The organism is Azospirillum sp. P4_B5, assembly GCF_056402275.1.
In genome coordinates, this window is record NZ_JBFUHT010000028.1 from 57,651 (window position 1) to 82,100 (window position 24,450).

Annotated in this window: 20 protein-coding genes and 1 riboswitch; of the genes, 8 read left to right on the forward strand and 12 right to left on the reverse strand. The window is 69.7% G+C overall.

Annotated elements, in window-relative coordinates; all coding sequences use genetic code 11:
- The first annotated feature begins 89 nt into the window (after positions 1-89).
- Together rpe and AC1DVI_RS20870 are read left to right on the forward strand one after the other, a co-directional pair.
- Positions 90-746: a ribulose-phosphate 3-epimerase gene (gene rpe / locus AC1DVI_RS20865; protein WP_476959602.1), complete on the forward strand. Its 657-nt coding sequence runs from the start codon at positions 90-92 to the stop codon at positions 744-746.
- 144 nt (positions 747-890) lie between these two features.
- Positions 891-1,148: a GlsB/YeaQ/YmgE family stress response membrane protein gene (locus AC1DVI_RS20870; protein WP_109072137.1), complete on the forward strand. Its 258-nt coding sequence runs from the start codon at positions 891-893 to the stop codon at positions 1,146-1,148.
- A gap of 86 nt (positions 1,149-1,234) precedes the next feature.
- Here AC1DVI_RS20870 and AC1DVI_RS20875 read toward each other — a convergent pair whose 3' ends face one another.
- From AC1DVI_RS20875 to AC1DVI_RS20885, 3 genes are all read right to left on the reverse strand, one after another.
- Complete coding sequence (locus tag AC1DVI_RS20875; protein WP_476959603.1) at positions 1,235-2,014, reverse strand: PhyR family response regulator anti-anti-sigma factor; 780 nt, start codon at positions 2,012-2,014, stop codon at positions 1,235-1,237.
- A 194-nt stretch (positions 2,015-2,208) separates the two neighbouring features.
- The gene (locus AC1DVI_RS20880; protein ID WP_014240031.1) at positions 2,209-2,610 is read right to left on the reverse strand and encodes a thermonuclease family protein; all 402 of its coding nucleotides are present in this window, start codon (positions 2,608-2,610) and stop codon (positions 2,209-2,211) included.
- 127 nt (positions 2,611-2,737) lie between these two features.
- Positions 2,738-3,436, reverse strand: a complete 699-nt coding sequence (locus AC1DVI_RS20885) for an SOS response-associated peptidase (protein ID WP_476959604.1) — start codon at positions 3,434-3,436, stop codon at positions 2,738-2,740.
- A gap of 140 nt (positions 3,437-3,576) precedes the next feature.
- Here AC1DVI_RS20885 and AC1DVI_RS20890 point away from each other — a divergent pair, with 140 nt between their 5' ends.
- Together AC1DVI_RS20890 and AC1DVI_RS20895 are read left to right on the forward strand one after the other, a co-directional pair.
- A complete protein-coding gene (locus tag AC1DVI_RS20890) occupies positions 3,577-5,895 on the forward strand; it encodes a xanthine dehydrogenase family protein molybdopterin-binding subunit (protein WP_476959605.1) in 2,319 nt (772 codons plus the stop codon).
- A gap of 217 nt (positions 5,896-6,112) precedes the next feature.
- Positions 6,113-6,835 carry an EAL domain-containing protein gene (locus AC1DVI_RS20895; RefSeq protein WP_476959606.1) on the forward strand — a complete coding sequence of 241 codons (723 nt, stop codon included), beginning with the start codon at positions 6,113-6,115 and terminating at the stop codon, positions 6,833-6,835.
- Between the two features lie 13 nt (positions 6,836-6,848).
- Here AC1DVI_RS20895 and AC1DVI_RS20900 read toward each other — a convergent pair whose 3' ends face one another.
- Together AC1DVI_RS20900 and AC1DVI_RS20905 are read right to left on the reverse strand one after the other, a co-directional pair.
- Positions 6,849-7,145: a hypothetical protein gene (locus AC1DVI_RS20900; RefSeq protein ID WP_476959607.1), complete on the reverse strand. Its 297-nt coding sequence runs from the start codon at positions 7,143-7,145 to the stop codon at positions 6,849-6,851.
- A gap of 104 nt (positions 7,146-7,249) precedes the next feature.
- Positions 7,250-10,621, reverse strand: a complete 3,372-nt coding sequence (locus AC1DVI_RS20905; RefSeq protein ID WP_476959608.1) for a maltotransferase domain-containing protein — start codon at positions 10,619-10,621, stop codon at positions 7,250-7,252.
- Between the two features lie 230 nt (positions 10,622-10,851).
- Between AC1DVI_RS20905 and AC1DVI_RS20910 the strand changes: the two genes are divergently transcribed.
- Entirely contained in the window at positions 10,852-11,679 is an 828-nt protein-coding gene (locus AC1DVI_RS20910) for a polyphosphate kinase 2 family protein (RefSeq protein ID WP_476959609.1), read from the forward strand.
- A 116-nt stretch (positions 11,680-11,795) separates the two neighbouring features.
- On the forward strand, positions 11,796-12,758 hold the full coding sequence (ppk2, locus tag AC1DVI_RS20915) for a polyphosphate kinase 2 (RefSeq protein ID WP_476959610.1): 963 nt from the start codon (positions 11,796-11,798) through the stop codon (positions 12,756-12,758).
- Positions 12,759-12,841: 83 nt separating this feature from the next.
- Here the strand turns inward: ppk2 and AC1DVI_RS20920 are convergent, their stop codons facing one another.
- The 6 genes from AC1DVI_RS20920 to AC1DVI_RS20945 form a co-directional block, all read right to left on the reverse strand.
- Positions 12,842-14,590, reverse strand: a complete 1,749-nt coding sequence (locus tag AC1DVI_RS20920; protein ID WP_476959611.1) for a chloride channel protein — start codon at positions 14,588-14,590, stop codon at positions 12,842-12,844.
- A gap of 151 nt (positions 14,591-14,741) precedes the next feature.
- Positions 14,742-15,938, reverse strand: a complete 1,197-nt coding sequence (locus tag AC1DVI_RS20925) for a hypothetical protein (protein ID WP_476959612.1) — start codon at positions 15,936-15,938, stop codon at positions 14,742-14,744.
- Between the two features lie 148 nt (positions 15,939-16,086).
- Complete coding sequence (locus tag AC1DVI_RS20930; protein WP_476959613.1) at positions 16,087-16,794, reverse strand: ABC transporter ATP-binding protein; 708 nt, start codon at positions 16,792-16,794, stop codon at positions 16,087-16,089.
- Positions 16,794-18,533, reverse strand: coding sequence for a branched-chain amino acid ABC transporter ATP-binding protein/permease (locus AC1DVI_RS20935; RefSeq protein ID WP_476959614.1), 1,740 nt, complete (start codon positions 18,531-18,533; stop codon positions 16,794-16,796). Before AC1DVI_RS20935 ends, AC1DVI_RS20930 begins: the two co-directional genes overlap by 1 nt.
- A complete protein-coding gene (locus AC1DVI_RS20940; RefSeq protein WP_476959615.1) occupies positions 18,526-19,410 on the reverse strand; it encodes a branched-chain amino acid ABC transporter permease in 885 nt (294 codons plus the stop codon). The genes AC1DVI_RS20935 and AC1DVI_RS20940 overlap by 8 nt, the downstream gene beginning before the upstream one ends.
- Positions 19,411-19,417: 7 nt before the next feature.
- A complete protein-coding gene (locus AC1DVI_RS20945) occupies positions 19,418-20,572 on the reverse strand; it encodes an ABC transporter substrate-binding protein (protein ID WP_476959616.1) in 1,155 nt (384 codons plus the stop codon).
- A gap of 69 nt (positions 20,573-20,641) precedes the next feature.
- Positions 20,642-20,739, reverse strand: a riboswitch (TPP riboswitch).
- A gap of 161 nt (positions 20,740-20,900) precedes the next feature.
- On the opposite strand from AC1DVI_RS20945, the gene AC1DVI_RS20950 reads away from it, so the two are divergent.
- Positions 20,901-21,278: an STAS domain-containing protein gene (locus tag AC1DVI_RS20950; protein WP_476959617.1), complete on the forward strand. Its 378-nt coding sequence runs from the start codon at positions 20,901-20,903 to the stop codon at positions 21,276-21,278.
- A gap of 4 nt (positions 21,279-21,282) precedes the next feature.
- Here AC1DVI_RS20950 and AC1DVI_RS20955 read toward each other — a convergent pair whose 3' ends face one another.
- The gene (locus AC1DVI_RS20955; RefSeq protein ID WP_476959618.1) at positions 21,283-22,176 is read right to left on the reverse strand and encodes a DMT family transporter; all 894 of its coding nucleotides are present in this window, start codon (positions 22,174-22,176) and stop codon (positions 21,283-21,285) included.
- A gap of 213 nt (positions 22,177-22,389) precedes the next feature.
- On the opposite strand from AC1DVI_RS20955, the gene AC1DVI_RS20960 reads away from it, so the two are divergent.
- Positions 22,390-24,444: a phytoene desaturase family protein gene (locus AC1DVI_RS20960; RefSeq protein WP_476959619.1), complete on the forward strand. Its 2,055-nt coding sequence runs from the start codon at positions 22,390-22,392 to the stop codon at positions 24,442-24,444.
- The last annotated feature ends 6 nt before the right edge of the window (positions 24,445-24,450 follow it).

A 24,450-nucleotide genomic window follows, 5' to 3' on the forward strand; every position in this document is an offset into this window, starting at 1 on the left:
AGAGGGGTTGGGGCGGCGGGGGAGCCATGATATGGGAAGGCGGATTTTCCACCGCCCTTCCCGCACCGTTCACGCCAAGGATTTCCGCCATGCGCCCGGTCAAGATCGCCCCGTCCATCCTCTCCGCCGATTTCGCCCGGCTGGGCGAGGAAGTGCGCGCCATCGATGCGGCGGGCGCCGACTACATCCACATCGACGTGATGGACGGCCATTTCGTCCCCAACATCACCATCGGCCCGGCGGTGGTGAAGGCGTTGCGCCCGCACACGGCCAAGCCCTTCGACGTGCATCTGATGATCTCCCCGGTGGACCCCTACATCGCCGCCTTCGCGGACGCCGGCGCCGACATCATCACCGTCCATCCGGAGGCCGGCGCGCACGTCCACCGCACCATCCAGCTCATCAAGTCGCTGGGCAAGAAGGCCGGCCTGTCGCTGAACCCGGCCACCCCGCTGGAAGCCGTCGACTATCTGTTGGAAGACCTCGACCTGGTGCTGGTCATGACGGTCAACCCGGGCTTCGGCGGGCAGAGCTTCATCGCCAACCAGCTTCCCAAGATCCACGAGCTGCGCCGCCGCATCGACGCGCTGGGCAAGCCGATCGACCTCCAGGTGGACGGCGGGATCAACGGCGAGACCGCCCGCATCGCCATCGAGGCGGGGGCCGACGTGCTGGTCGCCGGAACCGCCACCTTCACCGGCGGGCCGGACCGCTACGCCGCCAACATCCGCGGGCTGCGGAGCTGATCTCCGGCCCTAACCCTCTCCCTCCCGGCCATGCTCCAGGTGGGTTTATCCGCAAGGGGGTCCTCCTTCGGGCAGAACCAAACGCCGTTTCGGGCGTTATGGCTGCGTGGGATCGAGGACATCGATACTGGAGGGAGAGAGGTTATGGGTATTCTCTGGACGATCATCATCGGCTTCCTGGCCGGCATCGTCGCAAAGTTCCTGATGCCGGGCCGCGATCCGGGCGGCTTCATCATCACCACGCTGCTCGGCATCGCGGGTGCCTTCGTCGCCACCTATCTGGGTGAGGCCGTCGGCTGGTACCGGGCGGGCGAAGGCGCCGGCTTCATCGGCGCCATCGTCGGCGCCATCGTCATCCTGGCCATCTACCGCATGATCGCCGGTCGCCGCACCACCGTCTGACCGACGGGGACACGGCAGCACACATGCAAAGGGCGGCCCGACGGGGCCGCCCTTTTCGCATGTCCAATCCGACCCGCAGTTTAAGTTTACGCCAGAGCCACCGGGCTCGGCATGAAGACCGCGCGGGAGATCGCGGCCTGGATCGCCTCGTTGGTGAAGGGCTTGCGGACGATCTGGCCGAGATGGCGGGCGTCCGCCTCCTCCAGGTCACCGTCGAAGGCCGTGACAAAAATGGTCCGCATGGCGCGCTTCTGGCGCAGCCGGCGGGCGACCTCGACCCCGCTGCCGCCGTCGGCAAGCCGGACGTCGAGCAGGGCCAGCGTCGGCTTCTCGGCCTCCAACAGTTCCAGGGCCTCCTGCTCGTTGTTGGCGGTGCCGCAGACGACGTGGCCCATATCGGTAACCAGCGAGCCGATCTCCATCGCCAGGATCGGGTTGTCCTCGACCACCAGCACGCGCTGGGTCAGGGCGTTGCGCACCTTGTCGCGGGCGACGGTCAACCGGTCCTGGCCCTCCGGCGCGGGAATCTGGAGCACCTGGGCGGCTTCGGGAACCGTCAGCCCCTCCAGCGTGATCAGCAGATACATGCGCCGCTCGCCTTCCGGCAGGGAGGCCAGCGCCCGTTCGATGGGGTGCGGCGATGGGGTCGGCCGCCCGTCCCCGTCCTCGTCGAACAGCAGATTCAGCAGGGCGTAGAGCGGCACCCGCGCCCCGGCTTCCAGCCCGAAGCGGGAGGGGGCCATCACGGCGACCTCGACGCAGCGCGTCACGAGTTCGTCACCGCGTTCGGTCGCTCCGGTCAGCGCGCGCGCGTAGCGGCGCAGGTAGGGGAGATGATCGTAAAGCTGGCGTGCGTAGACTCGCATGACCCGTTCTTCCGCGCCGGTGGGTGGGTCCGTCCGGCCTTCGGCACCGAGGGGCGCTGGCCGGTCGGCTTAATTAATAACTTGTTAACACTCTGAAACACTATCACGCCCCCCAAGGAGGGCGAACCGAAAAAAAGGCCGAGTCCCCCTTCCCCCGTTGGCAGAGGCCAGATGGCCGAACCGCATCGCTGGGCCTACCGCGCCTGCTCACGCTGCTGGCGCGATCGCCATTGCCAGGGCTTCTCCACCTGACCGGCCCACAGGCCCAGCCGGCGGCTCTGCGCGAAGGCCTCGCTGGAGGCGTAGGCCGGCGACAGGCTGCGGTAGGCGAAGGCCCAGCCGCGCGCCACCATGGCCGCCCCCAGATCGACGCCGAGCACCCGGCATTCGCCCAATTGCTGGCCATTGCGGTCGCGTTCGGCGATGGTGCAGGTCACCTCCTGGTCCTTGATCAGGCTGGCCAGCACGGCGGTGGCGATGCGGAAGCAGTCCAACTCATGCCCGTAACGGTTCCGGCATTTCTGCCCGACATCGGGGGCGTCGATTCCCATCAGGCGAACCGGCGTGCCCTTGATGGACAGCGTATCGCCTTCCATGGCCACGCCCTGCCCTTTTAACGTTTCATTGGGGGTGTTGGCGACCTTGCCTTTGGTCGCCCCTCCCTGGGCATACACCGTTCCGGTTGAGCACAGGATGAGAAGCGCCACCAAAGGAGCGAACCACTCAGAACAAGGTCGGCGCGTCATCGGGCGGTGCGTCGTCCAAAGGAGCCGCGCACGCCTCGTCGTCGTTGCGCACGTTGTTGACGCGCGGCCCCACCGGATGGGCCTCCAGCAACGCGTCGGGCGCCGGCTTCAGAAGCCCCTCCAGCACCGGCAACGGGGCCGCGGGGTCCAGCCACAGGTCCCAGTCCGTCTCGTCCAGGATCACCGGCATGCGCTCGTGCAGCGGCTTCAGCACCGCGTTCGCCGTGGTGGTGACGATGGTCAGCGTCTCCAGGGGCTCCGCGGGGGCCGGGCCGCCCTTCGGGCCGTTCCAGCGCTCCCACAGGCCGGCGAAGGCGAAGGGCGCGCGGTCGCGGCGGCGGATGGCGTAGCCCTGCTTGCGCTTGCCCTCGGCCTTCCACTCATAGAAACCGTCCACGGGAATCAGGCAGCGCCGCTTGCGGAACGCCTCGCGGAAGGACGGCTTCTCGGCCAGAGTCTCGCCGCGCGCGTTGATCAGCCGCGCCCCGATGGACGGGTCGTCCGCCCAGAAGGGCACGAGGCCCCAGCGCAGGGTCACCAGATGGCGCCCATCCTCCTCCCGCCGCACGGCGGGCACCGGCTGGGTGGGGGCCACGTTCCAGCGCGGCTGGAGGTTCGGAAGTTCGGGAAAGCCGAACAGCCGCTGAACCTCCGAAGCCGGCGTGGCGAGTATCATGCGTCCGCACATGGCCTAAGAATAGGTGGCCCGGCGTTCCCACGCCACCGCCAGCTTATGCCCTACCGAGGGTTTTCGCCGGCCAAGGCTCCGCCTATCTTCTCCGGGTGTCTCTCCACGTGACAGGAAAGCCCCGCCCCATGATGAAGTTCGGCATCGGCCAGCCGGTCCCCCGCACCGAAGACGCGCGCCTGCTGACCGGCGGCGGGCGCTACACCGACGACGTGTCGCTTCCCGGCCAGACCTACGCGGTCTTCGTGCGCTCTCCCCACGCCCATGCCGACATCCGCGGGATCGACGCGGCGGAGGCGGCGGCGCAGCCGGGGGTGCTCGGCGTCTTCACCGTCGCCGACCTGGAGGCGGACGGCATCCAGCCGATCCCCTGCGCCGCGGCGCTGACCCAGCGCGACGGCTCTCCCTACGTCGCCCCGCCCCGCCCGGCGCTGGCCAAGGGACGGGTGCGCCACGTCGGCGATCCGGTCGCCGTGGTCGTGGCCGAAACGCTGGACGCCGCCCGCGACGCGGCGGAACTGGTGATGGTCGATTACGACGACCGGCCCGCCATCGCCGGCACGGCGGAGGCGTTGGAGGCGGGCCGCCCGCAGGTGTGGGACGAGGCGCCGGGCAACCTCTGCTTCGACTGGGAGCAGGGCGAGGAGGCGGCGGTGGAGTCGGCGATTGCCAAGGCCGCCCGCGTGGTGGAGCTGGAGATCGTCAACAACCGCGTCGTCGCCAACCCGATGGAGGGCCGCGCCTGCCTCGCCGCGGTGGAGGCGGAGACCGGACGGCTGGTCATTTACGTCACCAGCCAGGGCGTGCACGGGCTGCGCAAGCAGTTCGCCCAGCTGTTCGGCCTGCCGGAGAAGGCCTTCCGCGTCGTCACCACCGACGTCGGCGGCGGCTTCGGCATGAAGCTGTTCAACTACCCGGAATACATGGTCTGCCTGTTCGCGGCACGGCGCCTGAACCGGCCGGTGAAATGGGCGGCGGAACGGACGGAGGGTTTCCTCAGCGACGACCACGGACGCGACCATGTCAGCCGCGCCCGGCTGGCGCTGGACGGCGACGGGCGCTTCCTCGGGCTGCGGGTGGATACCGTCGCCAACCTGGGGGCTTATCTGTCGAACTACGGCCCCTTCATCCCGACCGACGCCGGGTCGGCGATGCTCGTCGGCTCCTACACCACGCCGGCGGTCTATGTGCGGGTGAAGGGCGTCTTCACCAACACCCAGCCGGTGGACGCCTACCGCGGCGCCGGACGGCCGGAGGCGGCCTATCTGCTGGAGCGGCTGATCGACCATGCCGGGCGCGTCACCGGCCTCGGCCCGGCGGAGATCCGGCGGCGCAACTTCATCCCGCCCACCGCCATGCCCTACGCCACCCCGATGGGCCAGACCTACGACACCGGCGAATTCGAGCAGAATCTGCGCGACGGGCTGGAGCTGTCCGATCACGCCGGCCTGCCCGCCCGCAAGGCGGCGGCGAAAGCCCGCGGGAAGCTGCGCGGGGCCGGGATCGCCACATACATCGAGGCCTGCGCGGGCGGTGGCGCGGAGCAGGCCACAGTCCAGGTCAACGGCGACGGGCGCATCGTCCTGATGATCGGCACCCAGACCAACGGCCAAGGCCACGAGACCGCCTACAAGCAGATCATCGCCGACCGGCTGGGCGTCCCGCCGGAGGATGTGGAGGTGATCCAGGGCGACACCGACCGAGTGTCCTGGGGGGCCGGCACCGGCGGCTCTCGCTCCGTCCCGGTGGGCGGGGCGGCGCTGGCCGAGGGGGCGGCGCGGGTGGTGACCAAGGCGACCGAGGTCGCCGCCGATCTGTTGGAGACCGCCGCGGTGGACGTTGAGTTCGTCGAGGGCCGCTTCAGCGTCGTCGGCACCGACCGCAGCGTCTCCTTCAAGGAGGTGGCCGCCAAAGCCGCCGCGCAAGGCCCCATCGCCTTCACCGAGGTGGCCCGCTGGACCCCGCCGGCCAACACCTTCCCCAACGGTTGCCACGTGGCGGAGGTCGAGGTCGATCCCGACACCGGCGTGGTCGAGGTCGTCGGCTACACCGTCGTGGACGATTTCGGGACGGTGGTGAACCCGCTGCTGGTCATGGGGCAGGTCCATGGCGGCGTCGCCCAGGGCATCGGGCAGGCGCTTCAGGAGCGGGTGGTCTTCGACCCGGACAGCGGCCAGCTGCTCAGCGGGTCCTTCATGGACTACCAGATGCCGCGCGCGGTGGATGTGCCGGACATCCGGATCAAGCTGAACTGCGTGCCCAGCACCACCAACGCGCTGGGCATGAAGGGCGCCGGCGAGGCCGGGGCCATCGGCGCGCCGCCCGCGGTCATCAACGCCCTGGTGGACGCGCTGTCGGACTATGGAATCGACCACATCGACATGCCGGCGACCCCACTGTCCGTATGGACCGCGATCCAGACGCGCAGAAAAGCCGCCGCGGAGTAACCAAGACACAAACGATGAGGAACGGAGTAGTGACGTCATAGGCCCTATTTCCAGACCCGATGTCACACCTTGCTTTGAATAAATTTGAGACAAGATAAGCACTATAAAGAGTTAGACATCGAATCACCCCAAGAAAGAAACGGGCATGACGGCGGAGCGGATCAGGGGCGGTGGGTGCGGCGGATTGTGCACCGAGGGTTTGGGGTTCGACTTCACCATGGCTTTCCAGCCGATCGTCGATGTCGGCGGCGGGGTCGCCAGCGGGCGGCCCTGGGCGCACGAGGCGCTGGTGCGCGGCCTCGACGGCCAGGGGGCTGGTTGGGTGCTGGGTCAGGTGACCGAGGCCAACCGCTACGCCTTCGACCAGGCCTGCCGGGTCAAGGCCATCGAGTTGGCCGCCAGCCTCGGCATGGGCCAGCAGCCCGACACCCGGCTGTCGATCAATTTCCTGCCCAACGCCGTCTACCAGCCCGAAGCCTGCATCCGCGCCACGCTGGCCGCCGCCAAGCGCACCGGCTTCCCGCCGGAGCGCATCATCTTCGAGGTGACGGAGAACGAGCGGGTGGTCGACGGCGCCCATCTGAAGGCCATCTTCACCGAATACAAGCGCCAGGGCTTCCACACCGCCATCGACGATTTCGGGTCGGGCTATTCCGGCCTCAACCTGCTCGCCGAATTCCAGCCGGACATCATCAAGCTGGACATGGAGCTGACCCGTTCCATCGACACCGACCGCGCCCGCCGCAGCATCGTCAGCGCCATCCTCACCGTGTGCCGCGATCTCGGCATCACCCCAGTGGCAGAGGGTATCGAAACGCCCGGCGAGGCGAAGGCGCTGCGCGACCTGGGGATCACGCTGATGCAGGGCTATCTGTTCGCCCGTCCGGCGGTGGAACAGCTGGTGTCGCCCGCCATGGATTTCGAACCGGCGGTGGCCTGAGAACGCTGGCCTATCACAGCATCCGCGGGCGGCGCACCGCCCGCGGCCGGGGGGAGGCGTAACGCCCCCGTTGCTCGGTCGCGAGGGTCAGCGCCTCGTGCGCGATCAGGCGGCGATAGTCGCGGTCCACCCGCGAGAACATGGCGAAGGCGAACTTCACCGCGCCCGGCGTCGGGCTGGCCGAGGCCTCGCGGAGCGCGTTGCGCAGCATGCGCAGTTCCAGCACGCCTTTGACGCAGATGCGTTCGACCGCCTGAGCCAGGATGTCGATCGAACACAGGGACGCCTCGTCGTCGAGTCGGTACTGCACCCGTCCCCCACAAGGAAGAACCGTCACGGACCGGCCGGGTTCTAGCTTGGGTTGGGCGGGAATGCCAGCGTTTCGGTGAGGCGGTGGTGTGAGGGGAGTGGTTGCTACGAGCCCCCACCCAACCCTCCCCCCGCTCTCGGCGGACCGTAGGTCCAGATCGCCGCCGGGTTCTGCTGCGGGTCGAGCCAGACATGCTGGAACTTGCCGATCCAGGTGAAGCGCTGGCCGGTGAACAGATCCTCCACCTGGACATGGGCGCCGTCATCCAGCCCCAGTTCCCACAGCGGAACCTCGATGGTGCCGCCATGGCCGTTGTGCGGGTCGAGATTCACCGCGATCAGGATGACGTTGTCCTTGCTCTCCGTCATCTTGCCGTAGAGCAGGATGTTGTCGTCATAGGCGTTGTAGAACTTCAGGTTCGTGAACTTATGGAGCGCCGGATTCTCCGCGCGGATCTTGTTCAAGCGCGTGACGTAATCGACGATGTTGCCGGGCTTGTTCCAGTCCCAGTGCCGGATTTCGTATTTCTCGGAATGGTTGTACTCCTCCTTGCCCGGATAGGGGTCGGCTTCGCAGACGAAATACGGGGCGTAGAGGCCGTAGACGCTCGACAGGGTGCCGGCCAGCACGGCGCGCATCATGTGGGCGGCCCGCCCGCCATGCACCAGGATCGGCGGCAGGATGTCCGGCGTGTTGGCGAAGAAGTTGGGCTGCATGTAGTCCTTGGATTCGCCCTGGGTCAGCTCCGTCAGATACTCCGTCAGCTCCGCCTTGGTGTTGCGCCACGTGAAGTAGCTGTAGGACTGGGTGAAGCCGATCTTCGCCAGCCGCCGCATCAGCTTGGGCCGGGTGAAGGCCTCGGCCAGGAACAGCGCGTCGGGGAAGCGGTCCTGCACCTCGCGGATCATCCATTCCCAGAAGGGGAAGGGCTTGGTGTGCGGGTTGTCGACGCGGAAGATGCGCACCCCCTCGTCGCACCAGAACAGCACCACGTCGCGCAGCGCGTACCACAGGTCCGGATAGGCTTCGCGGTAGAAGCTGACGTTGACGATGTCCTGGTACTTCTTCGGCGGGTTCTCGGCGTAGCGGATGGTGCCGTCGGGACGCCAGTAGAACCATTGCGGGTGCGACTTGATCCAGGGATGGTCGGGGGAGCACTGGACGGCGAAGTCCAGCGCGATCTCGATGCCGTGCCGCCGCGCCTCCTTGACCAGCCGGCGGAAGCCCTCGAAGTCGCCGATCATCGGGTCGATGTCGGCGTGCCCACCCTCGGTCGCGCCGATGGCGTAGGGCACGCCGGGATCGTTCGGGCCGGGGTTCAGCGTGTTGTTGCGCCCCTTGCGGAAGCTGCGTCCGATCGGGTGGATCGGCGGGAAATACAGAACGTCGAAGCCCATGCCCCGAATGAAGGGCAGCATGGTCGACACGTCGTCGAAGGTGCCGGGCCGCGACGGGTCCGGCGAGGCCGAGCGCGGGAAGATCTCGAACCACGCGGAGTAGCGGGCCGCGGTGCGGTCCACATAGACCTCCAGGTCACAGCCGTAGCGGGACAGATACTGCCGTTCCCCGTACTTCGCCATGGCGTGGCGCGGTTCGTCCGACAGGGCGTAGGCGATCAGCTCCGGCCCATGGAGGCTGGTCATCCGCTCCACCACCCGCTCCAGCGCGGCGCGGCCCTCGCCTTCATTCTGCCCGACCGCGTGCTCGACGAAGCGGCGGCCTTCGATCAGTTCCAGGCTCACGTCCATCCCGACGTCGTGCTTCTTCTTGAAGTCGGCGCGCCAGCTCTCCCAGACGTCGCGCCACGCCAGGATGCTGTACCGGTAGCGCGTGTTGCGGGTCAGCGGCAGCTTGCCCACCCAGCGGTCGTTGTCGACGAAGGTCATGGGCGCCTCGCGCCATTCCTCCTCGTCCACCGGGCGGTAGGTGACGGCGGCGCCGAGGACGAAGGTGCCGTCGGTGTAGATGTCCGCCCACACCTCCATCACGTCGCCGACCACCCGCTTGACCGGGAAGCGCCCGCCGTCCAGCTCCGGATAGACGTTCTCGATGGTGACGCGGCGGGAGGCCAACTCGTCCATCCAGGCGCGGGTGCCGGCGTCATGCTCCGCCCCGCGCTCGCCCAGATGGTTCAGCTCGATGGGGCGGCTCTGCGCCGGGCGGGCGCGGAAGACGCGCATCTCCAACGGGCGCAGGCGCAGGTCGCGGCCCGGCTCGAAAGGCAGCGGCTCGGCCTCCGGGGTCACGTCCTCGAAGTCGGCGAAGCCGCCGCCGGTGCTCGCCAGCAGCGGGCCGGGGTCGATGGCGTGCGGCTGGTTCTCGTCCGGGTTGATGAGCAGGATGTTGCAACCCTCTCCGCTCCCGTTGGCCCATCCGCCGGTGTCGCGGATCAGCCCGATCACCGGATTGTGGGGAGAGGTGACGCGCCGCTGCGGCCCTTCGACGTTCAGCGCCGGGCTGTCCGCCTTCATGGCGTTGACCGCCCCGATGAAGCCGGTCAGGTCGAGCTTCGGGTCCTCCCAATCGTCCGGCGTGGTGTTCACCACGTCCAGCTTGCGGGTGAAGCCGTACTCATACCCCACCGGCATCATCACGCCGGTCGAGAAGGAAGCGGCGAACAGGTAATGCATCTTCAGCTGGGCGGCCAGCCGCTCGGTGTCCTGGCTGCCGACCTCGGCCGCCAGACGGTCGGTGTCGTGGCTTTCCGGGAAGGCGATGGAGGGGGCGATCCAGCGGAACTCGTCATACTGGTCGAGCAGCCAGTCGGACTTGAAGTCCCACCATTTGGCGCTGTTGAACAGGAAGTCGAAGCCCGCCCCGCACAGATCGCGCACCTGCTCCACCGTGCAGCCCAGCGTCTCGGCGAAGAACTTGACCTCCGGATCGGCCTCACGGGAACGCTCGATCAGCGTCTTCCACACCTCCGCCGGGATCTGGTAGGCGGCGTCGCAGCGGAAGCCCTTCACCCCGAGACCGATGCAATGGCGCAGGTAGCGCGTCCAATAGTCGGTCAGGCCCGCCCGGACATCCGCCCGCTCGTAGTCGAGCATGGCGAGGTCGCCCCAGATGGTCACCCGCGACGGGTCCACCGGGTCGACGGCCCGCGGGCTGTAGAGGTCGCCGCTGGAATCGCGCCGGTACCAGTCCGGATGCTCGCCCACCAGGATGGCGTCCTTGGCGGTGTGGTTGATGACGAGGTCGAGCATCACCGACTGGCCGTGCCGCCCCGCCTCGGCGATGAAGCCGCGCAGCAGCTCGTCCGGATGCTCCGGCGCGCCGCCCTGGATGCGGTCGTGCAGCCGGTAATAGTCCTTCACGGCGTAGAGGCTGCCCGAGAAGCCCGGATAATGGATCGGGTTCAGGAACAGCCAGTCGAAGCCCATGCCCTGGATGCGGGGAAGGTGCCCGGCCCAGTCGCGCATCGGGCCGACAAGCGTGGGAAACAGGTTGTAGATTCGCGGTCCGGCGGTGGCCATCGGGGAAATCCTCCTGGTCGGCAGCGGCACGCCAGCCGGTCGCCGCTGGTTGACAAGCGTGGCGCCTCCCATGGATCGTCCAGAAGACCGTCACCGGCCGAAGGACCATCACCGGAAGGACCATCGCGAGGTTGCAACGCGCGCCCTGCGGGGCGCACGCGCTCAACCCCTGCGAAGCGCGAAGGTTCCGAAACCTGAGACTTGGGCCAGACATTTCGAAAGGTGCGTGCATGGGCAACGGAAACGGCAAGATCCGGCTCGACAAGCTCGATATGACGGCGGAGGGCATCGGCAGCAAGGACGACTACGAACGCCGCCTCGCCAAACTCCAGAAGGACCTGCTGCACATCCAGCAGACCTATTGGCACGAGAAGCGCCGGGCCATCCTGGTGTTCGAGGGATGGGACGCCGCCGGCAAGGGCGGCTGCATCCGCCGCCTGACCGAACCGCTCGACCCCCGCGGCTTCCATGTCTGGCCGATCGGCGCCCCGGCGGCGGACGAGCAGGGCAAGCACTACCTCTACCGCTTCTGGACCAAGCTGCCCGCCCCCGGCACCTTCGCCATCTTCGACCGCTCCTGGTACGGCCGCGTGCTGGTGGAGCGGGTGGAGGGCTTCGCCGACAAGGAACAGTGGAAGCGCGCCTACGACGAGATCAACCAGTTCGAAAAGATGCTGACCGACGACGGGGTCCGCATCATCAAGATCTTCATGCACATCACGCCCGACGAACAGCTCAACCGCTTCCGCGAGCGGCTGAGCAACCCCTACAAGCGCTGGAAGCTGACCGAGGAGGATCTGCGCAACCGCGCCCGCTGGGACGACTACAGCAAGGCCATCGAGGCGATGTTCGACAAGACCTCGACCGAGACGGCGCCCTGGCGGGCGGTTCCCGCCAACTCCAAATGGCACGCCCGCCTGAAGGTGATGGAGATCGTCACGGAGGCGCTGAGCCGGGGCGTCAACGTCGCCCCGCCGCCCATCGACCTGACCGTCGCCCGGATCGCCGCGGAGGTTCTGGGCGTCCACCTGACCTTCGACGCCAAGGAGAAAGACTGACCGCCGCCGCCCTTGGCCTCGGTCACTTCGTCGCGGTGGGCGTGCGGGCGGTTGCCTGACGCGCCGGCATCTCCTAGCGTTGGTTCGCGGGTAAAACAATAAGCAGGGTGCGTTCGATGGACGAGGTCAAGACGGGTGCCGAGGCCGGGGCGGAGGACAAGCCGCGGAAGAAGCGCAAAGCGCTGAAGCTGAAGGACCTCGGGCTCGGTGTGCCGGCCACCGGCGGCGAGGTGCTGCGCGATGCCAAGGAAGTCGCGGCCATCGAATCCCACTGGCGCGAGCTGAGCGGCGGCAAGGCGGCGAAGGGCGGCAAGAAGGTCAAATACATCGACGAGCTGGCCCGGCTGCAGTTCGAGCTGATCAAGCTGCAGGAATGGGTGCGGGTCAACGGCCTGAAGGTCTGCGTGCTGTTCGAGGGGCGCGACGCCGCCGGCAAGGGCGGCGTCATCAAGCGCATCACCGAAAGCCTCAACCCCCGCGTCTGCCGGATCGTGGCGCTCGGAACGCCGACCGAGAAGGAGCGCGGGCAATGGTACTTCCAGCGCTACGTGGCGCAGCTTCCCGCCAAGGGTGAGATCGTCCTGTTCGACCGGAGCTGGTACAACCGCGCCGGTGTCGAGCATGTCATGGGGTTCTGCACCGACGCGGAGTACCAGGAGTTCCTGCGCGCCTGCCCGCTGTTCGAGGAGATGCTGGTCCAGTCCGGCATCATCCTGATCAAATACTGGTTCTCGGTCAGCGACGAGGAGCAGGAGAAGCGCTTCACGGAGCGGATGCGCAACCCGATCAAGCGCTGGAAGCTGAGCCCGATGGACCTCGAATCGCGCAAGCACTGGGTGGAGTATTCCAAGGCCAAGGACGCCATGCTGGAGCACACCGACAAGAGGCTGACGCCCTGGTACATCGTCGACGCCGACGACAAGAAGAAGGCCCGGCTGAACTGCATCAGCCACCTGCTGCAGCAGATCCCCTACCAGGACATCGCCCCGGTCGAGCTGGACCTGCCACCGCGGCAGAGCGACGATGGCTACAAGCGGCCGAAGAAGTCGAAGCAGAACTGGGTGCCGGAGGTGTACTGACAAGGCTTTCGCATTCAGCCTTCTTAACCCTCTCCCCTCTGGGGAGAGGGGACTTCAACCGCGATCTTCCCAGGGCCGGACGCTCAATCCCGCCCGTAAAGGCTGCGTTCGCCCAGCTCCTCGCCACGCTGCCGCTCCAGCTCCTGGCTGTAGCGGCGCAGGGCGTAGGCTTCGGTGACGTAGCCGACGATCCGCCGGTCGGTGGGCGACGTCACGACCGGCAGGGACTCCACCTCGGCGCTGCAAAAGCGCTGGAGCACGCTGCGCACGTCGTCGCCCGGCCGCAGGAAATCGTCGGCGTGCTTGGCCAGTTCGCCGACCGGCGTCTTCGCGTCCTCCTCGCCGAGCGACGGGTCGTGCACGGCGCCCATGTCGATGATGCCGGCGTAGGAGCCGTCCGGCTCCACCGCGAAGACGGTTTTGGCGGCGCCCAGCGGGTGCAGGCGGCGCAGCGTGTCGAGCGTCTGGGTGGTCAGGATCGTCTTCACGTCGCCGCGCATCAGCCGCATCGCGGTCAGCTCCGACACCCAGCCGACGTCGTAGGCGCCGCGGATCGGCACGCCGCGCAGGTGGAAGCGCCACGTCGCGAAGGAATAGCCAAAGGCCTGCCGGACCACGGTGGTCGACACCACCACGCCGATCAGCACGCCGGACGCCGCCCAGAAATCCTGCGTCGCCTCCAGCACCAGCAGCACCATGGTGACCGGCGCGCCGATGATGCCCGCCGCCACCGCGCCCATGCCGGCCAGCACCAGCAGCATCCGGTCGAGCCCCAGCCCCGGCACCAGCAGCTCGACCACCCCATAGGCCAGCCCACCGAACAGACCGCCGAGAAGCAGCGAGGCGCTGAACAGCCCGCCGCGGAAGCCCGAGCCGAGCGACAGGGCCGACGCGACGATCTTGGCGACCAGCAGGACGGCCATGGCCTCCAGCCCGCGGGCCAGTTGCGACGGATCGGCGCCGGGACCGGCCCCCAGCACCTGCGGCACCGCCAGGGCCAGCGCGCCCAAAGCGAGCCCGCCCAGCGCCGGGCGTGCCCAGACGGGGATGGGCAGCGCGCGGAAGCCGCGCTCGGCCACCGTCACCGCCTGCATGGCAAGGATGCTGAGCCAACCCGCCAGGAAGCCGAGGACCCCGCAGGCCACATAGTCCCAGCCCTCCACCGCCACCGGGCGGCCGAAAAACAGGGCCGGGGATGGGTCGGTCAGCCAATGGGCCACCGCCACCGCAGCGACCGACGCCGCCCCAATCGGGGCCAGCGTGGCGATGGTGTAGCCGCCCATGACCAGTTCGAAGGCGTAGAAGGCGCCGGCCAACGGCGCGCCATAGGCGGCGGAGATGGCCGCTGCCGCCCCGCAGCCGACCAGCGTGCGCAAATCCGCCCGCCGCAGATGGAGCTTCTGCCCGAGCGTCGAGGCGATGCCCGCCCCCGCCTGGGTGTAGGCCGCCTCCATCCCCACCGACGCGCCGGAGCCGTTGGACAGCAGGGTTGCCAGGGTCAGACGCAGGCTGTCGATCAGGGACATCTTGCCGCCGTAGAGCGCGTTCGCCTCGACGGGATCGACGATGTCGTTGGAGCGCCAGCGCCGCACCAGCTTCACCATCACGCCGAGCAGCAGGCCGCCGACGGCCGGAACCAGCAGGGTCCGCCAGGGGTCTGCCAGCGCGGCCTCGCCCAGATCCTGCCCGTGGGCCACCGAGAAGACGACGGACTGCGTCCAGACCACCGCCTCGTGCAGCAGGGCCACGGCCAGCCCGACCCCGGCGCCAATGGCCCCGGCGAGCATCAGCACGCCCAGCACGCTGTCGCGCAGGCTCCGCCGTGTCAGCACCCTGAGGAACCGCCGGCCGGGGTTTCGCGCTTTGGTCAGGGCGCCGGCCGCTTCCCCCGCGGCGCCCCGGATTCCCGTCATGTCATCCGGCATGCCGGACAATGTGTGCCCTGCCTTCGCGCCGTCAACCGCGCGGCGCGGCCCTAACCCTTTAGGGCTTGCCCTTCTGGGCCGCAGCCGGAGAGGCGCCGGACGGCTGAGCCGAAGGCTGGGCAGACGGCGGGTTGACGGCGAGGCGGCGCAGCACCTCCGCCAGATTGTCGCGCACCTTGTCGGCCAACCCGATGTCGGCCTCCTGCGCCTCGTGGAACAGGATCGTGAACAGGCGGCCCGGCGACAGGAAGAAGGTCAGCGAGACGTGCATCTTGCCCTCCTTCAGCGCGCAATCGACCGAACCGGTGCGCAGCATCAGGCCGGGCAGGTCCTCGACGGCGCTCAGCGACGCGGTCGGCGTGCCGCCCTCGCAGCGCTTCTTCATCGCGTCGACGTAGCCGGCGGACAGATCCTCCAGCTTGGACCCTTCTTCCACCATCCGCTCGCGGATGCCGCCGACGATCGGGCCGATGCGCCACGCCATGTCGGCGGGGCGCTCACCCTTCGGCACATTCTCCAGCGACACGCGCTTGACGTCGCGCACGCCGGCCGCCTTCAGCAGGTCGGCCAGCCCTTCCGGCAGCTCGTCGGGACGGGTCGCCACCTTCTTGGTGCGGGTGTCGATGGGCGGAACGGCGCCGGCCTTGTCCACGCAGGTCTTCAGGTCGGTGAGCACCTTCTTGGTGCCCTTCAGCGCGAAGGCCATGCGGTCGGCGTCGGAGGCGAAGACCACCTCCTTGCCGTTCATCAAGGCGGTGTAGAGTTCCTCGTCCTTGCCATTGGGGATGACCAGCATGTCCGGCTTGGGCGCCAGCGCGCGCCGTTCGCGCGTCAGCTTGCCGTCCACCACGACCTTGACCTTCCACTGCTCGCCGCCCGGCAGCTCGGCACCCGGGATGCCCATGCCGAGATTGACCTCGCCCTTGACGTTGCGCGCGATCATCAGGACATGGCCGGTGTCGAAGCGGCCCTCGATGGCGCAGTAGGCGAACTTGCCGTCCCGGTCGCGCGACGGGCCGCCTTCCCAGCCGTCCTCAAGCTCGGCCGGCCCGCTTTTCTCGGCCGGATCAGCGGCGGCCGGCGCCGGCGCGACGGTACGGGGCGACGGCGACGGCCCGGAGGATGGTGCCGGATAATACATGGTCGGCGGGTTGACGGGGACCAGTTCCGCCACCTGCGCCCCATCGGCGTGGGCAGCGGCGGCGCCCAGCAGAAGAAGGGAGGAGAGTGCAGCAGCGACGGCTTTGTCCAGCATGGCAGAGGTAATCCTTACGGGCAGGGCGACGCCGGAAGCTAGCCCCGCCATCTGGGATCGGCAAGCGCAAGACGAGAAAGTCACGACAAAGATCCCGGCCTGTTGCCGCAATGCCGAATTGCGTCCGGCGCTACCCTCGGCAACGAAATCAGCCTCCCAGAAAAGCGTCTCGAAGCGCCTCGGCGGGCAGGGTTTCCACCGGACCGTCATGGACCGCCCGGCCGAGGCGCAGCAGCACGACGCGCCCGGCGGCGGACAGCGCGCGGGCGGCGCTCTGCTCGGCGACCAGCACCGCCGTTCCCGCGGCGGCGATGGCGCGGACGGCGGCGAAGACCTCCCCGGCCAGCTTGGGCGACAGGCCGAGCGACGGCTCGTCGAGCAGCAGGACCCGCGGGCGGCCCATCAGCGCGCGGCCCACCGCCAGCATCTGCTGCTGCCCGCCGGACAGGCGCCACGCCCGTTCCTCCGCTTTGCCCTCCAGCGCCGGGAACAGGGCGAAGGCGCGCTCCAGGTCGCGGGCGCGCTCGGCCCGGCCCAGACGGCTCGCCACCTCCAGATTGTCGCGCACACTCATGCCGGGGAAGACGCGCCGCCCCTCCGGCACATAGCCCAGGCCGCGGCGCACCCGCCGTTCCGGGGCGAGGGCGCCGATTTCCTCCCCGGCCAGCCGGACCCGCCCGGCCGTTGCCGGGACGAGGCCGAGGATGGCCTTCAGCAGCGTGGACTTGCCCGCCCCGTTGGCGCCCAGCAGGGCCACCGCCTCCCCCGCCGCCACGGAGAGCGACAGCCGGTCCACCGCCACCGCTCCGCCATAGCCGGCGGTCAGCCCCTCGACATGCAGCAGGGGGTCGCTCATCAAGCGCCCTCCCCCAGATAGGCGGCAACCACGGCGGGATCGCTGCGAACCCCCTCCGGCGGGCCGGCATAGAGCGGGCGCCCCTGGTCCAGGCACAGCACATGACCGGTGAGCGGCAGCAGGAAGCCCATGTCGTGCTCCACCACCAGAAGCGCGGTGCCGGTGGCGGCGATGGCGCGCAGGTGACCGGCCAGTTCCGCCTTCTCCCCGTCGGTCAGCCCCGCCGCCGGTTCGTCGAGCAGCAGGACGGCGGGCTGGCGGGCCAGCGCACGGGCCAGTTCCACTCGGCGGCGCAGCGCCGCGGGCAGGCCGGCGCAGGGCTTGGCGGCGAGGTCCGCAGCGCCCAGCCGCTCCAGCGCCCACAAGGCGTGCGCCTCGGCCTCGGCGATCGAGCCGTCGCGCTCCAGCCGCGCCGCGGCCACCGCCGTCAGGACACTGGCGCCCTCCGGCAGGCTGACCGCCTGGAAGGTGCGGGCGACCCCGGTGCGGGCGATGCGGTCGGGCCGCTGTCCAGCCAAATCCGCATTGCCCATCAGCACCCGCCCGCCATCCGGACTCTCAAGGCCGGAGATCAGGTTGACCAGCGTCGTCTTGCCGGAGCCGTTGGGGCCGATCAGCCCGGTGATGGTCCCGGCCTCCAGCGTCAGCGACACGCCGTCCACCGCCCGCACCCCGCCGAAGCCCTTGGTCAACCCCTCCACCCGCAGCAGGGGACCCGTCGGGATGGCCGTCTCCGGCGGGACGGCGGGCTTGGGCATCGGCGCAGGGCGGGCCGGGAACAGCCGATCGAGCAGGCCGGTCAACCCATGCGGGGCCAGCACGATGGTGGCGAGTAGCGCCACGCCATAGACGATCAGATAGCTGCGCTCCAGGAAGCGGAACCATTCCGGCAGGTGGAGCAGCAGCACCGCCCCCAGGATCGCCCCGCCCACCCGCCCGCGCCCGCCGACCACGGCGATGGTCAGGACGGACACCATGACGGGGAACTCCAGCACCTCCGGCGAGACGACACGCTGGGTGTGCACCGCCAAGGCGCCCGCCGCTCCGGCATAGACGGCGCTCAGCGCAAAGGCGGCCAGCCGCAGCCCGCCGACGTCCAGACCCAGCGTTCCCGCCGCCAGCGGGTTGTCGCGCACCAGCGTCAGCGCCCGTCCCCAGCGCCCGCGCGCTAGCCTCCAGGCGAGCAGCCCGCCCAGCGCCACGAAGCTCCAGACCACCGCCGCCAGCGGCAGGCCGCGCGGCACCGCCCAGCCGAACAGGACGATGCCCGGCACCCCCGGCAGGCCATTGGCGCCGCCGGTCAGGCCGGGGCTGTTGACCGCCAGCAGATGGACGACCTGCGCGATGCCCAGAGTCGCCAGCGCGAAGTAATGGGATTCCAGCCGCAGCACCGGCAGTCCGACCAGCAGGGCCAGCAGCAGCGGCACCAGAAGAGACACCGGGAAGGTTGCGGCGAAGCTCCAGCCCCATTGGCTGCCCAGGATGCCTGTGGCGTAGGCCCCGATCCCGAAGAAGGCGCCATGGGCCAGCGACAGCGCCCCGCCAAGCCCGAAGACGATCTGGAACCCGATGGCGGCCAGCGCATACACCCCCGCCACGGTCAGCACGCGCAGCCCATAGGGCGACGCGTACAGCAGCGCGTACGCCAGCAAGGCCGCAACCATCATCCCCTCCCCTGCGAAGCGGGGGAGGGTCAGGGTGGGGGCCAGCGCCCACAGCTTGTGGACGCCCTTACGCACGGCGCCGCGCCGCCTCCCCGAACAGCCCCTGCGGGCGGGCGACCAGGATGACCAGCAGCGTGGCGTAGAGCAGCCCCAGCGCCACCGGATAGGACAGCACCGACGACACCCCGACCTCGAACAGCGCGATCAGCAGCGCGCCGGCCACCGCCCCGGGGACCGAGCCCCAGCCGCCGATGGTCACGGCGATGTAGGCTTTCAGGATCAGGTCGCCGCCCGCCGTCGGCGTGACGAAGTAGCGGTTGGCGAGCAGCAGTCCCGCCGCCCCGGCGAAGGCGGTGCCCAGCGCGAAGGTGATCAGGATCATCGCCGTCACCGGCACGCCGCAGGCCCGCGCCATCTCCGGGTCCTGCGCCGTGGCGCGCAGGCGGCGGCCGAGCTGGGTCCGCCCGAACAGCCATTGCTGCCCGGCGATCAGCAGAGCGGCGACGGCGATGATGGCCAGCGACTGCTCCGCCACCACCAGCCCGCCGAGGTCGAGCGCCCCCCCGCTCAGCAGCGGCGGTGCCGCCCGTGGTTCCGGCCCGAACAGGACGGAGGCGCCGTTTTGCAGGATGATCCCCGCCGCGATGGTGCTGATGAAGACCGCCACCGGTGGGCGGCGGCGCAGCGGCAGATAGGCCGCCGCCGCCAGCGCCAACCCCAGCCCGGCCATCAGCACCAGCACCACCGGCAGCAGGAGCAGTCCGGGCAACGGCATATAGGCCGGCAGATGCGGCGCCAGCGCCACGCCGAGCAGCCCGCCGGCCATCACGAGATCGCCCTGCGCGAAATTCACCGCCGCGGTGGCGTTCAGCACCAGCACGAAGCCCAGCGCGACCAGCGCGTAGGCCGCACCCAGGGCGAGGCCATTGACGAGAAGCTGCAGGGTGATCAAGGCCCGCTCACTTCACCATGCCGGTCACCACGCCGGTCAGGTTGTCGTACCGCTTGGCGATCGCCGGCACGCGCGAGGCGCCGTCGTAGCAGACGACCACCGCCGAATGCGCCATGTTGCCCTTGCCGTCAGACCGGTAGGTCATGGCGAGACCCTGGTGGGTCCCGGCGGACAGGGCCTTGCGCACCTCCTCCGCGCTGCCAGCGCCATTCCTCACGGCCTCCAGCACCATGCGGATGCCGTCATACTGGCCGAGCGCGAAGGCGTCCGGCTCCGCGTTGAAGGCGGCGCGGTAGGCGGCGGTGAAGGCCTCCACCTCCGGGCTGCCGCCGGAGATCGGCGAGGCCGCCGTCTCGGCGCAGACACCCTTCAACTCGGCCGGCTCCAAAAGCGCCGCCGTGCTCGGCTGGTGCATGGCGGAGCCGGCGACGATCGGCACGGCCACCCCGTTGGCCGCCGCCTGCCGGATGAACAGGGCGGTCGGACCGGAATGCAGGTGCAGCACCAGCACGTCGGGCTTGGCGGCCAGCGCCTTGGTCAGGACGGGCAGCAGGTCCTTCGCGGCGGGTTCCACCCCCTCCTCGAACACCGGCTCGACGCCGAGCTTTTTGAAGGCCTGTTCCAAATGGGCCTTGCCGCTCTGCCCGTAGGCCGTCGTCTGGTAGATCACCGCCGGGCGCTTCTTCCCCAACTCCTCCGTCACGTAGCGGGCGTGGGCCTCCTTGGTCACGGCGTCACCGGGGAAGAAGCGGAAAACCCACGGGTTGCCCTGCTCGGTGATGCTCGCCGTGCCGGAAACGGTGACCAGCGGAATGCCGTAATCCTGGGCCAGCGGCAGCATCGCCAGCATCTGCGTGCCCAGCATGCTGGCCGCCACCGCCGTGACCTTGCCGCCCGCCGCGCGCTCCAGCGCCGTGACCGCGGCCTCCGGCGAGGTGCCGGTGTCGATCACCTCCGACCGCACCGCGACACCCGCGGGCGCGTCCTTCAGCGCCAGGACCGCGCCGTTGCGCTGGCTCGTCCCCTCCAGCGACAGGAAGCCGGTCAGCGGCACCAGCACAGGGACCGAGGCTTCGCCCGCCAGCGCCGAGCCGGGCAGGAGCGACGACGAAAAGGCCGCCGTAAAGACCGTTGCCGAGAGGATGGAAAGGAAGCGCCGCATGGATGTGTCTCCTCCTGCCCGGCGAAGAACCGCGCGAGGACGAGGAGGCCAGGGGTGTAGCGGCGGCACAGCCTCGAACGCTTGGCTCCCTTCGCTGGCATGACCCAGATCAGGTTCGATGGGTGTGGTCTCAGCCCGCCTTGCGGCAGGCACCCCAGCCGTTCGTGTGCACAGTGTGAGCCCGGCGCGCGGCTGTCAAGCGGCGGCCCGGCGCCTTTTCACAATTTCGCAACGCAACAGACACCGCAGAGTCGCGCTTCCCGTGGTTCCTTCCGCCGCTCCCGGCCTCGGCCGGACCGTCGTTCCACTAGGAAAGTCGTCACGAAGGATGCGGCCCACTCCGTCGCACAGCACCGTCACCCTGCACCCTTTCGCCACGGCGCCGGGCCGATGCGGGCTGCGCGCCGTCCTGTCGGGGCGGGTCGACCACGCAGCCCTGCCCGGCCTGACGCCCCTGCTCCGCCGCGTCGCGGACGCGCCGGCCCTGACCCTGCGCGTCGATCTGGGGCGGGTGGAGTTCCTCGATTCCTGCGGCATCGGCATTCTGCTGGCGCTCCGCAACGCGGTGCTCGACCGTGGCGGCGCCATCGCCTTCGAGAATCACCCGCCACGGATCCGGCGCGTTCTGGAACGCAGCCGGATCATCGCCCTGACGGTCTCTCCGCTCGCCATCGACGACGGGGTGGCGCTTCCCGCCGCCGCCTGACCCGTCAGTCGCCGCGGCGCAGCGTTTCCCGATAGAGGATGTAGAGCCCGCTGGCGATGATGATCCCCGCCCCGGCCAGCACGGTGGGGGTCGGTACGTCGCCGAAGACCAGGAAGCCGAGCAGGGTCGCCCAGATCATCCCCGTATACTCGAAGGGCGCCACCACCGCGGCGCGGCCCAGGCGGAAGGCCTGGGTCATCAGCACTTGCGCCGCTCCGCCCAGCGTGCCGACCAGAAGCATCAGCCCGAGGTCGAACCCGCCCGGCTGCACCCAGTCGGGGATCGCCGCCACGCCGCTCACCACCGTGGTGGTCAGCAGCAGATAGACGACGATGGCCGTGTTGCTCTCCGTCCGCGACAGGCCGCGCACCGCGATCATCGCCAGCGCGTAGAAGAAGGCCGCGGCCACGCCGACGACAATCGGCAGGAGCGGCGCGTCGGCCTCCGGGCGGGCCATCACCACCACGCCGCCGAACCCGACCAGCACCGCCGCCCAGCGTCGCCAGCCCACCGGCTCGCCGAGCAGCGGCATCGACAGCGCCGTGATGAACAGCGGACCGGCGAAGCTCAGCACATAGACCTCGGCCAGCGGCAGATGCTTGAAGGCGTAGAAGAAGCAGCCCATCGACAGCAGCCCGGCCAGCGAGCGGAAGACGTGGGCGAAGGGCCGCCGCGTGCGCATCCCGGCCCAGCCGCCATGCGCCACCGAAATGCCGCCGACCAGGACCAGCGCCACCACCGATCGAGCGAACATGAGCTGCGCCACCGGATAGCCGCCGCTCAGATATTTGATGAGCGTGTCCATGCCCGCGAACAGGAAGATGGCCAACACGAAGCAGCCGATGGCGCGGCGTGTGTCATCGCTGTCAACGGCGGGAAGAGCGGCGGCTTGGGTCATGATTGCACAGTATCTGAGCAACCATGATGCTGCCCAATGCCGCAACCGCAGGTCTGGCCCGCGCGGCGCCGCTCGGAGGGGTGCCGGCGTTTCACGCTTCGTGAATCGACGGGTGAGCGTTTGGCGAAGCGACCCCGGCCTTTCGCGGATCGGCGCTGGCCCCGTCCGGTGCCTTGGACAGTCTGGCGGGCGTCACCACAGCAAAGGTCCGCCATGCTCCTGCCAAAGCCTATGCCCCAATCGATCCGCATCCTTGTCGGCTTTTCGCCCTGGGTTGCCTTCGGCGTTCTGCAGCCGGCGGGCCATGCGGCGGCCGCGCTGGCGGCGCTGCTGCTCAGCCTGACGCTCTGCGCCCATGATTGGCGGGGCGGATCGCCGAAGGCGCCGGAGCTGGTCGCCGCCGTCTTCTTCGTCGTGCTGTTCTTCATCGGACCGCTCGAGCGCATGGGGGTGACCGTCCATCTCGCCTTGGCTGGCATGGCCTTCGCCTCGCTCGCGCTGGGCCGTCCCTTCACCCTGCCCTACGCCCGCGAGACGACGCCGCCCGGCCTGTGGCACCTGCCGCAGTTCGTCGCCGTCAACAAGGCGGTCACCGCGCTGTGGGGCGTGCTCTTCCTGGCCGGCGCCGCCGGCTTCGCCGTCGCGACGGAGGTCGGCGCCGTCACCTCCGCCCTCGCCACCCTGGCCGGCCTGCTGGGGAACCGCCGCTTGCCGGATTGGCTGGTCAACCGGTCCGTCGCCCGCAGTCTGGCCGAGCGGGAGCCTCACCCCTGGCCCGCGCCCGTCGTCCTCGGACAAAAGGATGGTGTCGTCGTTGTCGGCGCCGGCATCGGCGGGCTGACCGCGGCGGCCCTGCTGGCGGAGGCCGGAGTTCGCGTCACCGTCCTGGAGGCGCACGACCGTCCGGGCGGCTATTGCTCCTCCTGGGACCGCAAAGTGTATCTGCGCGACGGGACGGTGGGGCGTTTCACCTTTGACGCCGGGGTGCACGACATCAGTGGCACCCGCCCGGATGGCCCGGTCGGGCATCTGCTGCGCACGGTAGGCGTGGCGGACCGCGTGTGCTGGCACCCGGTGACCCGCGGCATCGTCCGGGACGGCGCCCTTCGGCCGCTGCCCGGCGACGCTGCGGGGCTGGCCGCCCTGATCGCGCGGGAGCATCCCGGCAGCGCCGCCGGAGCCGCCGCCTTTCTGGAGGAGATGCGCGGGGTTTACCGCGACCTCTACCGCGGCTGCGCCGAAACCGGCCTTCCCCACATCCCGCGCAGCGTCGCGGCGATGCGCGCCTATCCGCTCGAGTGCCCGCAGGCCTTCCGCTGGCAGGACCGCGGCTTTCTGGAGATGCTCGAGCATTACGTGCCGGACGCCGGAGCCCGCGCCCTGCTGTCCAGCCTGACCGGCTATCTGTCCGACCGGCCGGAGCGGCTGGGCGCCACCCAGATGGCGCCGATCTTCGGCTATGTCTTCGACGGCGGCGCCTATCCGGAAGGCGGATCGCAGCGGCTGGCCGACGCGCTGGTCGAGGCGATCCGCGCCAAGGGCGGCGAGGTGCGGCTGCGCACCGCCGTGCGCCGCATCCTGGTCGCCGACGGCCGGGCAGCCGGGGTCGAAACCATGGGCGGGGAGCGCCTTGCCGCCACCGCGGTGATTTCCAACGCCGACGCCCGGCGGACCCTGCTGGAACTGGTGGGGGAGGAGCATCTGCCCGCCGGTTGCGTGGAGCGATGCCGGGCGCTGCGCCCCTCGACCTCCGCCTTCCTGGTCACGCTGGCGCTGGACATCCGTCCCGACCTGCCCGCCATGACTTTTCTGAGGGATGCAGGGATGGCACTGGCCCTTCCCTCCGCCCACGATGCCAACTTGGCGCCGCCGGGCTGCGCCTCGCTGACGCTGATGCGGCTGGACCCGGCGGGCGGCGGTTGGGACCGCTCCGCCCCCGACTACCGCGCGCGGAAGACGCGGGAGGGCGACGCCATGATCGCCGCCGCCGCCGCCGTGATCCCGGATCTGGAGCGCCACATCCTGCACCGGCAAGAGGCCAGCGCCGCCACCTTCGCCCGCTACGCCCACACCACGGAGGGGGCGATCTACGGCACCGATCCGGCACTTCCCGCCAAGTCGCCGGTGCCCGGCCTGCTGCTGGCCGGCGGCGGGGTCTTTCCCGGTCCGGGGGTGGAGGCCTGCGTCATCTCGGGCCGCCTCGCCGCGGAGGTTCTGGTCGGGCCGGTGCGGGCGCGGCAAGCCGAGGACCAGTGCCGCGCCGCGTAAAGCCGC